This window comes from Pseudomonas arvensis (assembly GCF_056688935.1).
Map to the genome: position 1 here is coordinate 1,970,072 of NZ_CP162038.1, position 11,359 is coordinate 1,981,430.

An 11,359-nucleotide genomic window follows, 5' to 3' on the forward strand; every position below is an offset into this window, starting at 1 on the left:
GGTGGCTATCCCCTGCGACCTTTGTGGCTGTTAGGATTACACTCCTAAGGAAAGAACTTACTCAGTAAGTGCAGTTATCCTACGGGGCAGTCATGGATATTCAGATAATTTCACGCGATGGCGAACCGGAATACGCGGTGTTGCCATGGGATCAGTACCAGGCGCTGCTAAAAGCTGCCGGTCAGCAACAACCTTCACCGACTCCTCCTCCTACTGTCCAAGCCGCACCTGACCAGGACTTGCGTGTGCTCGCAGACCTGCGCGGCTTGCGTGAAGCCAAGGGGCTGGCCATTGAAACCCTGGCCCGCACCGTGGGCATCAGCCCGTCGTATCTCGGATTGATCGAAAGTGGTGAACGCCAGCCGGATGCCGCGATCCGCCGCAGCCTGGCTTGGGAATTGGGCGTTGCAGGTTGGAGGGATGAATCTTGAGCCTACGTATCAGTCGTCAACACTGGGATGGGTTGCTTAACGAACTGGACCAGGCGCGCCGCCAGCGCCATCTGTTGACCTACCGCGCGCTGCTGGAGCGCCTGCAATTTCCGACGCCGGCGATGCAAACCCTGGCCGCGGCCCTGGAGCACCTGGCCGCGTTGGACGCCAAGGCCGAGCAACCGCTGCGCAGCTCCCTGGTGATCAGCCAGGGCGCCAGCCGCCTGCCGCGTACCGGTTTCTTTGAGTGCGTGGAGCGCCTTGGGCGCTTCAGCGGACCCTCCGATGGCGTGGCCGCTGCGTCCTGGCACGCCTCTGAAGTGGTGCGGGTGTTTGAATACGAGTACCCGGAGTCTGCCGAGGCTTAGAGCGCCTGGGGCAGCACGTCCATGCTGTCGATCACATGGATGCTGTAACCGGCCACATCCTTGGCATGGTGCTTGGCCTGCGACGCCAATTCCGCCAACTGGCTGGCATCGAGTTGTCCACAGGCCTGTGGATACAAATGCACCACCCCAATCGACAACGACAGCAGCGCAAACTCCTGGCGCACGCCCTGACGGTTCAGTGCCACGAAACAACCGGCTTCCAGATGCTCCGCGCGGTAGAAACGCCGGCATTGGGTATGGAAGTCATCCAGCAACTGGTTGAGCCGCTTGCGCCAGTCCTGTGGCCCGAGCACCAGCAAAAAGTCATCGCCGCCGATATGCCCGACAAAGTCGCGGCTCGGGTCGACCCGGTCGTTCAGGCACTGCGCCAGGCACAGCAACACCTCGTCCCCACGGCCATAGCCGTAGATGTCATTGAACGGTTTGAAGCTGTCGATATCCACGTAGCAGATCACTGATTCACGCTGTTGCTGCAACAGCCGCGTGAGGCACTGCTGGATCGGTACGTTGCCGGGCAGCAGGGTCAGCGGGTTGGCGTAGCGGGCCTGCTGGATCTTCAGTTCGGTGATCAACTTGAGCACATCGATCACCCGACCCAGGCCCAGGTAATCGCCATTGAGCGTGATGATGAAGTCCTCTTCGATGCGTTGCCGTGCGCGGCTGGTCAGCAAACGGCTGACCTGCTGCAGTGACTGGCTCAGCTCAACCGCCAGAAAATCGGTGCTCATCAAGCGGCTGATGGGTTTGCGGGCGAAGAGATCGGTGGCAAACGGCTTGAGCAGCGCGTCGGACAGCGAATGCCGGTGGACGATACCCACGGGGTGTCCGCGCTCATCCAGCACCGCCAGGGAATTAAGGTTGGCCTGGCGGCGGAATGCCTCCAGCACCTTGGCCGTGGCGGTGTCCTGGTCCACCGCTGGTTGCTCGTTGAGCAGGGCGCTGAGGTCGCTGCCTTCATCGTTGAGCACCACCGTGGATTGGTCCGGTTTGGGCAGCATCAGCCGTGCTTCCTGCGGCGGTTGTTCTTGTGGGCGGCAGAGCAGGTAACCCTGGACCAGATCGACACCCATCTCCGTTAACACCGCCAGTTCTTCCGGCAGTTCGATACCTTCGGCGATGACTTGGGCACGGGACGCCCTGGCGATTTGCAGGATCGAGCCGACAAACTCGCGCTTGAGCGCATCCTGGTGGATACCGTCGATAAAGTGCCGGTCGATCTTCACGTAGTCCGGGCGCAGCTCCGACCACAAGCGCAGGCTGGAATAGCCGGCACCCAGATCATCCAGAGCGATTGAAAAGCCCATGTTGCGGTAATGGTGCAGGGCGGTTTGCAGTAGGTCGAAATCGTCGGTGGGGGTTTGCTCGGTGAGTTCGATCACCACTTGGCTCGGCGCAATACCGAAGTCGCGCAGCAGTTGCAGGGTGCGTCCCGGTTGGTGCGCCGTTTCCATCAAGGATTCTGGCGAGATATTCAGGAACAGCTTGCCCGGCAGCTTTTGATCACTGAAGCGGCGGCATGCGCTTTCGCGGCAGGCCATTTCCAATTCGCTGAGGCGCCCGGCCTGGCCGGCCACCGAGAACAGGGCGACGGGGGAGTGCAGCGGGCTGTTGGACGGCCCGCGGCTAAGGGCTTCGTAGCCGAGGATGCGCCGTTCAGACAGGCAGATGATCGGTTGGAACAGGCTGTGCAAACTGCGTTGAGCCAGGATAGAGCCCAATGCATTCAGCTGTTCGGTCATGGTCATGGCGATCTCGATCGAAAAAAAAGGACCGCAGGCGATGAGCCTGCGGTCCTTCATTTCACGACAGAATGATGTCTATATGATGACACTCCGGAGAGCGATCACATTAAATCGCCATCATTTACTGCTTGGCCACCTGTTTGGTGATTTTCAGGTAGTCCAGCAGGATCCGGCCTGTCTCGGCCAGGTAAGCGTCGTCTTCCGGTTTGGTTTTATCCGCTTCGGTCGGCAGCGCGTCTTCGTCTTCTTTCTTCAGCTCCTTGAGTGGTTCTTCGCCCTTGGCCTTGCGGCGGACGTTTTCCAGCACAAGTTGCTTGTTTTCGATGTCGCTGTGCTGCGCGCGACGGTCCACTTCGTTGAGGCTGACGGTTTTTTCTTCCATCAACTTCTTGGCCAGGGCCAGCTTGTCGCGGATAAACACGAACTCGGCATCCTTGGCGGAGCGGGTGTCGTGGTCAGCCTTCAACTGCGTCAGGAACGGCTTGAATGGATCCGAAGCAGGCTTGATCGCAGGACGGATGGTGTCCCACGGCATGGCTTCCGGCAGGGCGCTTTCGCCGATTTCCTTGGTGTCGATGATCGACGGGAAATCGATGTCCGGCAGTACGCCCTGGTGCTGGGTGCTCTGCCCGGAAACCCGGTAGAACTTGGCCAGCGTCAGCTTGAGTTCGCCATGGTTCAGCGGCTGGATCGTCTGCACGGTGCCTTTGCCGAAGGTCTGGCCGCCGATGATCAGCGCACGGTGATAGTCCTGCATGGCGCCGGCGAAAATCTCCGAAGCCGAGGCTGAGAGGCGGTTGACCAGCAACGCCATCGGACCTTTGTAGAAGGCGCCCGGGTTCTCGTCTTCGAGCACGTCGACACGGCCGTCAGCATTGCGCACCAACACGGTCGGACCTTTGTCGATGAACAGACTGGTCAGCTCGGTGGCTTCCTGCAGGGAACCGCCGCCGTTGTTGCGCAGGTCGATGACCACGCCGTCGACTTTTTCTTTCTGCAGTTCCGTGAGGATTTTCTTCACGTCGCGGGTGGTGGACTTGTAGTCCGGATCGCCAGCTCGGAAGGCTTTGAAGTCGAGGTAGAAGGCCGGGATTTCGATGACGCCCAGTTTGTAGTCCTTGCCATCCTGCTTGAGGTTGAGGACTTTCTTCTGCACGGCCTGGTCTTCGAGCTTCACCGCTTCACGGGTGATGGACACGATCTTGCTGGTCTGGTCGTTTGGCGCATTGGTGTGCGGAATCACTTCCAGGCGCACCACGCTGCCTTTCGGCCCGCGGATCAGCTTGACCACTTCGTCCAGGCGCCAGCCGACCACATCGACCATCTCTTTGTCGGCCTGGGCCACACCGATGATCTTGTCCGCCGGAGCGACCTGCTTGGTCTTGTCTGCCGGACCGGCCGGCACCAGACGCACGATCTTCACCTGGTCATTGTCGCTTTGCAGGACGGCGCCGATGCCTTCCAACGACAGACTCATATTGATATCGAAATTTTCCGCGTTATCTGGCGACAGATAATTGGTGTGCGGGTCGTAGGACATTGCGAAGGTGTTGATGTAAGCCTGGAAGATATCTTCGGCACGGGTCTGGTCCAGACGCGCCAGTTGATTCTTGTAGCGCTTGGTCAACAGCTCCTGAATGGCCTTGGGGTCTTTGCCGGCGATCTTCAGGCGCAGCACTTCGTCCTTGACGCGTTTGCGCCACAGGTCGTCGAGGGCGGCGGTGCTGGTCAGCCAAGGCGCGTCCTTACGGTCCACCAGAAGGGTTTCCTTCTGGGTGAAGTCGAGTTTGTCGGTACCTTTGTTCAGCTCAGCCAAGGCGAAGTCCAGACGCGCTTTGACGCGGTCCAGGTAACGCTTGTAGATGGTGAAGCCGGGCTGCAGGTCGCCGCTCTTGAGGAAGTCGTCGAACTGCATCTTCCACTTGTCGAACTCAGCGATATCGCTGGCCAGAAAGTAGCTGCGCGACGGATCCAGCAGCTTGAGGTAGCTGTCATAGATGATCACCGAGCGAGCGTCGTCCAGCGGCGGCTTGCTGTAGTGATGGCGCTTGAGCAACTCGACCACGTTAAGGCTGGCAATCACCTCGTCGCGATCCGGTTGAAGGTTGTCCCAGCTGTTGGCTGCGAACGTATTGGTCGACATCGACGTGAAGCCGAGACCAATGAAAAGAGCGAGGGCGGTGCTGGGGAACAGATGCTTCATGCTGATTCGACGCGGGGGCAATTGATAACGCATATTAGGCCGTCTTTGAAGTTGCCGGTTCCATAGGGGCCGGTCGCATAATGCAAAAAGCCCGGCGCTACTGCTACGGGCTCAGTCCAGACTCACTATGGAGGCACTGTGAAAGCATTGCAAGGCGTTGAAGGTCATGTGGAGTGGTTGGACGAACCAAGTCCTACATGTGACGTAGGCCAAGTTCGCATTCGCGTGGCGGCTGCGGGTCTTAATCGCGCCGATTTATTACAGCGTGCCGGACTCTATCCGCCGCCGCCTGGCGCCAGCGCTGTGCTGGGCCTGGAATGTTCCGGCGTGATCAGTGAAGTGGGGCCAGGTTCTTCGTGGCAAGTGGGTGATCGCGTCTGTGCCCTGCTCGCCGGGGGTGGCATGGCCGAAGAAGTCGTGGTGGATGCGCGCCACGTGCTACCGGTGCCGGAAGGTTTGTCGTTGATTGAAGCGGCGGCCTTGCCCGAGGTGTACAGCACCGCCTGGCTCAATCTGTTCCAGCTGGCAGGCCTCAAGCCCGGCGAGAAAGTGCTGCTGCATGCCGGTGCCAGTGGCGTGGGCTCAGCGGCCATCCAGCTGTGCAAGGCGTTTGGCAGCCCGTGCTGGGTCAGCGTTGGCTCGGCGGAGCGCCTGGCTTATTGCGAGGAACTGGGCGCCCAGGGCGGCGTGGTCCGTACCGACGGGATCGAAGGGCTGCGCGACTTCGGGCCGTTCGATGTGATCCTCGACCCGGTGGGTGGCAACTATGCGGCGCTGGACCTCAAGCTGCTGGCGCTGGATGGACGCTGGGTGTTGATCGGTTTGATGGGCGGCCGCGAGGCGCAGATCGATTTGGCGCAGGTGCTGGGCAAGCGGGTGCAACTGCTCGGATCGACCTTGCGCAGCCGCAGTGATCAGTTCAAGGCTGACCTGTTCAGTGATCTGAGCCAGCATGTGTGGCCACTGTTTGGTGACGGGCGACTGAGCCCGCAATTGGCCAAGACGTACCCGATCAAGGATGCCGAGGCCGCGTTTGCCGAGTTGGCGACTAACCAGATCGCCGGGAAACTGGTGCTGGTAATTGACGAAAGCCTGGCCTGATCCCGGATTGGAATAGGGTCAATGTAGGAGGGGGCTTGCCCCCGATGACGGTGTTTCAGTGAAGAATGTTTCATCTGACGAACCGCGATCGGGGGAAAGCCCCCTCCCACATTTGGATCTCAGTTGAGTCAGACCCAATGGTGGATCGGCCAACCTGCCTTTTCAGCATGCTCGCGCAACACCGGGTCCGGATTCACCACCTGCGGGTGGTCCACCTTGAGCAGCAACGGTAGATCATTGCGCGAATCCGAATAAAAATAGGCCCCCTCCAGCGTTTCACCTTCCTGCTCCAACCACTCCAGCAACCGCGTGATCTTGCCTTCGCGATAGGTCAGTACACCGACGGTATGGCCGCTGTACACGCCATGGCTGACGTCCAGCTCAATGCCCAGTACCTCATCGATACCGATGCGCGCGGCAATCGGTTTCACCAGATGGGTGCCCGATGCCGAGATCACCAGAATCCGGTCGCCGTTGGCTCGGTGCCTGGCGATGGTCTTGGTGGCGTCGCTGTAGATCAACGGTTCAATCACGTCCTCCACCCACGGCTCGACCAGGTGATCAATCTCTTCCGGGCTACGGCCGATCATCGGCTCCAGGCTGAAGTCCATGAAGTCCTCCATGCGCAGCTTGCCCTGGCTGTAGGCCTCCATCAGTTCATTGTTCTTGCGCATGAACGACTCCGGGTCGACCCAGCCCAGGCGGCCCATCTGCTCGCTCCACAAGGTGGCGCAGTCGCCGTGGATCAAGGTCTCGTCCAGATCAAAAATTACCAATGCCATCCGTCACGCTCTCTTTGTAAATCGTTGCATCAGGCTACTTCACACAGCGCACTGGGGTCGATGGAAAGTGCCAGGCGCTGGCCGTCCGGGTGCAAATCGTCGGCCGAGCGGTTGAGCACGTCCACCACCAATTCCACGCCACGGGCTTCGATGCGGTAGCGGATGACGTTGCCCAGCAGGCTGTGGCTGCGCACCAGTGCATCCAGCTCGCCGCTGCGGCTGAGCTCGATGGCCTCGGGGCGAATTGCGATGCGCCCGCTGATCGGGCGTTGCAGCAACTGACTGGCCTTATCGGCATCCAGCAGGTTGTAGTTGCCGATAAAACCGGCGGCGAACACGTCGATCGGCGCCGTATAGAGGGTCTCGGCATCTCCGCTCTGCACGATCTTGCCCTGGTTCATCAGGAAGATGCGGTCGGACATGGTCAGGGCTTCTTCCTGGTCATGGGTCACGAAAATCGTGGTCAGCCCCAGCTCGCGCTGGATCTGACGGATCTGCTCACGCAGGTGCTTGCGAATCCGTGCGTCCAGCGCCGACAGCGGTTCGTCCAGCAGCAACAGGCGCGGGCGTGTGACCAGCGAACGGGCAAGGGCCACGCGCTGGCACTGGCCGCCCGACATCTGGTGCGGGTAACGCCCGGCCAGGTCCTTGAGCTCCACCAGTTGCAGGACTTCCTGCACGCGCTTGTGGCTGTCGTCGGCGTTGACCTTTTGCATGCGCAGGCCGAAGGCGACGTTCTGTTCCACGGTCATGTTGGGGAACAGCGCATAGCTCTGGAACACCATGCCGATGTTTCTTTTCTGCGGGCTCAGCGGGACGATGTCCTGGCCATCAAGCAGAATTTTCCCACTGTCCACCGAGGTCAGGCCGGCGATGCAGCGCAACAGGGTCGACTTGCCGCAGCCGGACGGGCCGAGCAGGGTGACGAACTCGCCCTTGGCAATTTCGCAGTTGATATCACTGAACACCGGGGTGCCGGCGTAGCCCTTTTGCAAATGTTGGACGCTGACGAAGCTCATTGGCTTTTGTCCTTGTTCAAGGTATTGGCGGCCCAGGTCAGCACCAGCACAAAGAAGAAATAGGAAATCACGACGGCACTGGTGAAGTGGCCGCTGCTGTTGCGCATGTTGTTGAGGTAGACCTGCAGGGTTTCGTAGCGGGTGCCCACCAGGATGTTGGCGAACACGAACTCACCGAACAGGAACGAAAACGACAGCAACAGCGCCACCATCAGACCTTTACGCAAGTTGGGCAGGACCACGAAGATTGCCGCCTGCCAAGTGCTGGCACCCAGCAGTTGCGAGGCGTCCATCAGGTCGCGCAGATTGATGGCTTGCAGGTTGTTGGTGATTGCCCGGTACATGAACGGCAGCGCCACGGTGAAGTAGCAGCCGATCAGAATCCACGGCGTGCCGACCATCGCCAACGGCCCGGAACCGTAGAGCTGCAGCAGGCCCACCGATGACACCACCGGCGGCACCGCGAAGGGCAGCAGGATCAGGATGTTCATCAACGCGTCGAGCTTGGGAAAGTGGTAATGCACCACGAACAGCAACGGCAGGATCAGCACCACCGACAGGATCAACGCGCCGACGCACACCAGCAACGATTGACCGAAGGCCATCAGAAAGCGCGGGTCGCTCCACAACTGCACGTACCACTTCACAGTGAAGCCAGCCGGCAGGATGGTCGCCGACCAGCTGCTGGCGATGGAGTAGACAAAGGTGCCCACCAGCGGCAACACCAGGATCGCAAACAGCAGGTACACCACTACACGGTGGTAGAGGGAGGCCGGGCCGGCTTCAGCGCGAGACATGGTAGCTCCTCTTGAGCAGCAGTTGATGGACCACCGTGACCAGGGTCATCAGCGCCACCAGCACCACGGCCAGGGCGCTGGCCATGTTCGGATCCAGGGACACATCGCCGGAAACCAGCCCTGCGATACGGATCGGCAGCACGTTGAAATTGCCGGTAGTCAAGGCGTAGACCGTGGCGTAGGCGCCCAGGGCATTGGCCAGCAGGATCACGAAGGTGCCCAGCAGCGCAGGCGTCAGCACCGGCAACCCGATATGCCGCCAGAACTGCCAGCCATTCGCACCGAGCAAGGCCGCCGACTCGCGCCAGTCTTCACGCAGCGCATCGAAGGCCGGGTACAGCAACAGCACGCCGAGGGGGATCTGGAAGTAGGTGTAGAGGATGATCAGCCCGGTCTTGGAATACAGGTTGAAGTCCTGAATGATCCCGGCCTGCTTGAGCATGAGCGTGATGCTGCCGTTGAACCCGAGCAAAATGATGAACGCGAACGCCAGGGGCACGCCGGCAAAGTTGCTGGTCATGTTGGCAAAGGCGGTGACGAAATTGCGCAGTGGCCCGTCGACGCGGCGTAGCGAATAACTGCCGAGGGTGGCGATCACGATGCCGAAAATGCTGGAGTAGAAACTGATCTCCAGGCTGAACTGGATCGCTTGCCGGTAGAACTTCGAGCTGAAGATGCGGGTGAAGTTTTCCAGGCCCCAGCCGGCTTCTTCGGTCTGCAGGCTGTTGATCAGTACCCACACCAGCGGGGCGATCTCGAACACGATAAAGAACAGTGCGAAGGGCACCAGGCATAGCAGGGCCAGCCATTTGCCTCGGGTCATTTCAACAGCTCCCGGCATACAGGTTTGTCGTGGGGCACGCCCAGCAGTTCGCAGACGGTGCCGCACAGGTCGGTCTGTTTCGGCGTAGCGTTGGCGTCCAGGCTGAAGGCGTCGCCAAGGACGAACAGCGGCACTTGCCGTTCTTCCGGCAGCAGGCCGTTGTGGGAGCGGTCGTTGTTCATGCCGTGGTCGGCGGTTACCAGTACCTGGTAGCCGGCGTCGATCCAGCCTTGCAGGTAATCAGCCAGGATGATGTCGGCCGAGCGCGCACTGTTGCGGTATTGCGCGCTGTCGAGGCCGTGCTTGTGGCCGGCGTCGTCGATGTTCATCGGGTGCACCAGCAGGAAGTCCGGCGAATGCTTGAGTCGCAGGCTTTCGGCGTCGGCGAACAGGTGGGAATCGGGGTAATGGTCATTCCAGTAGAAATGTCCGTGCTGGATCGCCAGCGCCTTGTCGTCGGTGTGACGATCACGGGCCGCGAGAAAGGGCGTTCGGTTATACAACTCGCTGACCCAATGGTAAGCCGCCGCCGCGGTGGTCAGGCCGGCGTCGGTGGCGTAATGGAAAATGCTGCGCTGGTTCGACAGGCGCGCGACCTGGTTGTGCACGATGCCGCTCTGGATCGGTGGCACGCCGGTGAGGATGCATTCATACAGTGGGCGGGACAGCGAGGGCAGTTCACATTCCAGCGTGTAAAGGGCTGCGCGTCCTGCGCCGACATAGGCCTGCAAGTGCCCCATGGCGTGCCTCGCGACCTCGAAGTTGAGGCCATCGAGCACGACAAGGATGACTTTGTGCTTCATGGGGGGAGACGCTCCGCAACAATAGACTTGACTCCATTTCCTGGAGGAACGAGGTCAAAACTGTGGGAGGGGGCAAACCCCCTCCCACATTGGATCTCCACAGTGTCTCTAATGTGGGTGATCGGCTTACTTCATCTCTACGATGACCTGCTCGTTCCACAGTTGCGGCAGCTTCTTGGAAGTTGCTTCCCAGGCATCGGCATCCTTGATCGGTTGCGGGTTGGCCTTGGTGTACTGTTCGCCCGGGATCAGGTTCTTGGCGATCTCGGCCGGCAGTTTCAGGTCGGTTTCCGCACGGATCGGCCGCGCATTGCCCTTGGCCAGGTTGAGTTGGCCGGCGTCGCTGAAAATGTACTCGCGGGTCAGCTTGGCGGCGTTCGGGTGCTTGGCGTATTTGTTGATGATGGTGGTGTAGCCGGATTTCACCGAGCCGTCCGAGGGGATCAGCACCACGTAATCATCCGGGTTGGCCATCTTGGCTTTGTAGCTCAGGCCGTTGAAGTCCCAGACGATGCCCACTTCGACTTCGCCTTTTTCCATGGTGGCGATGGTCGGGTTGGACAGGCCGAGTCGGCCTTGCTGGGCGATCTTGGTGAAGAACTGCAGGCCTGGCGCGATGTTCTTTTCATCGCCTTTGTTGGCAATGGCGGCAGCCAGCACGGCGTTGGACGCCTGCGCCGCGGTGCTGACGTCACCCACAGAGACTTTGTATTTGCCGGTTTGCAGGTCGGCCCAGCTGGTGGGGACTTCGGAACCGTGCAGCAGCTTCTTGTTGACGATAAACGCGATGGTGCCGGTGTAGGCCAGGGCCCAGTGACCGTCCTTGTCTTTTGCCCAATCCGGCACCGAGGCCCAGGTGGACGGTTTGTACGGCTGGGTCACTTCCTGCTTCACCGCAATCGGGCCGAACGCGGCGCCGACGTCGCCGATATCGGCGCTGGCATTGTCTTTTTCGGCCTTGAACTTGGCGATTTCCTGCGCCGAGCTCATATCGGTGTCGATGTGCTTGAGGCCGTAGGTCTTGGCCAGGTCTTCCCAGGTGCCTTTCCAGTTGGCCCAGTCATCGGGCATGCCGACGCTGTTGACGGCGCCTTCCGCTTTCGCGGCGGCTTCGAGAGTTTTTAGATCGGTATCAGCGGCCATGGCGGCGGTGCACATGGCAATGGAAGAGCCTAACAGTGATGCCAGGAAAAGCTGTTTCATCCGAAGCTCCTTTGGGCGTTTTCAACGCTGCGTTTTTATGAACGTTTGCGGTGGTGTTGGTCTAGG

The 11,359-nt window shown here is 60.2% G+C and carries 11 protein-coding genes; 3 read left to right on the plus strand and 8 right to left on the minus strand.

Going from position 1 to position 11,359, the window contains the following annotated elements:
• The first annotated feature begins 92 nt into the window (after positions 1 to 92).
• Positions 93 to 431, plus strand: a complete 339-nt coding sequence (locus AB3G88_RS09135; protein ID WP_191960394.1) for a helix-turn-helix domain-containing protein — start codon at positions 93 to 95, stop codon at positions 429 to 431.
• Positions 428 to 799, plus strand: coding sequence for a hypothetical protein (locus AB3G88_RS09140; RefSeq protein ID WP_005786715.1), 372 nt, complete (start codon positions 428 to 430; stop codon positions 797 to 799). Before AB3G88_RS09135 ends, AB3G88_RS09140 begins: the two co-directional genes overlap by 4 nt.
• On the opposite strand, the gene AB3G88_RS09145 is transcribed toward AB3G88_RS09140, so the two are convergent.
• Together AB3G88_RS09145 and AB3G88_RS09150 are read right to left on the minus strand one after the other, a co-directional pair.
• Positions 796 to 2,565, minus strand: coding sequence for a bifunctional diguanylate cyclase/phosphodiesterase (locus tag AB3G88_RS09145; protein ID WP_480453745.1), 1,770 nt, complete (start codon positions 2,563 to 2,565; stop codon positions 796 to 798). The genes AB3G88_RS09140 and AB3G88_RS09145 overlap by 4 nt on opposite strands.
• Positions 2,566 to 2,683: 118 nt before the next feature.
• On the minus strand, positions 2,684 to 4,765 hold the full coding sequence (locus AB3G88_RS09150) for a carboxy terminal-processing peptidase (RefSeq protein ID WP_177411518.1): 2,082 nt from the start codon (positions 4,763 to 4,765) through the stop codon (positions 2,684 to 2,686).
• A 138-nt stretch (positions 4,766 to 4,903) separates the two neighbouring features.
• Here AB3G88_RS09150 and AB3G88_RS09155 point away from each other — a divergent pair, with 138 nt between their 5' ends.
• Positions 4,904 to 5,866 (plus strand): zinc-binding dehydrogenase, encoded by a 963-nt coding sequence (locus AB3G88_RS09155; protein WP_112194388.1) that lies wholly within the window; start codon positions 4,904 to 4,906, stop codon positions 5,864 to 5,866.
• A 128-nt stretch (positions 5,867 to 5,994) separates the two neighbouring features.
• Here AB3G88_RS09155 and AB3G88_RS09160 read toward each other — a convergent pair whose 3' ends face one another.
• The 6 genes from AB3G88_RS09160 to AB3G88_RS09185 form a co-directional block, all read right to left on the minus strand.
• A complete protein-coding gene (locus AB3G88_RS09160) occupies positions 5,995 to 6,648 on the minus strand; it encodes an HAD family hydrolase (protein ID WP_400525363.1) in 654 nt (217 codons plus the stop codon).
• A gap of 29 nt (positions 6,649 to 6,677) precedes the next feature.
• Positions 6,678 to 7,667 carry an ABC transporter ATP-binding protein gene (locus tag AB3G88_RS09165; RefSeq protein ID WP_099584456.1) on the minus strand — a complete coding sequence of 330 codons (990 nt, stop codon included), beginning with the start codon at positions 7,665 to 7,667 and terminating at the stop codon, positions 6,678 to 6,680.
• On the minus strand, positions 7,664 to 8,464 hold the full coding sequence (locus tag AB3G88_RS09170; protein WP_099584457.1) for an ABC transporter permease: 801 nt from the start codon (positions 8,462 to 8,464) through the stop codon (positions 7,664 to 7,666). Before AB3G88_RS09170 ends, AB3G88_RS09165 begins: the two co-directional genes overlap by 4 nt.
• Positions 8,451 to 9,287, minus strand: coding sequence for an ABC transporter permease (locus tag AB3G88_RS09175; protein ID WP_099584458.1), 837 nt, complete (start codon positions 9,285 to 9,287; stop codon positions 8,451 to 8,453). The genes AB3G88_RS09170 and AB3G88_RS09175 overlap by 14 nt, the downstream gene beginning before the upstream one ends.
• Positions 9,284 to 10,090 carry an alkaline phosphatase family protein gene (locus AB3G88_RS09180; protein WP_112194394.1) on the minus strand — a complete coding sequence of 269 codons (807 nt, stop codon included), beginning with the start codon at positions 10,088 to 10,090 and terminating at the stop codon, positions 9,284 to 9,286. The genes AB3G88_RS09175 and AB3G88_RS09180 overlap by 4 nt, the downstream gene beginning before the upstream one ends.
• Before the next feature lie 126 nt (positions 10,091 to 10,216).
• Positions 10,217 to 11,293, minus strand: a complete 1,077-nt coding sequence (locus AB3G88_RS09185) for an ABC transporter substrate-binding protein (RefSeq protein WP_480453747.1) — start codon at positions 11,291 to 11,293, stop codon at positions 10,217 to 10,219.
• Positions 11,294 to 11,359: the final 66 nt, after the last annotated feature.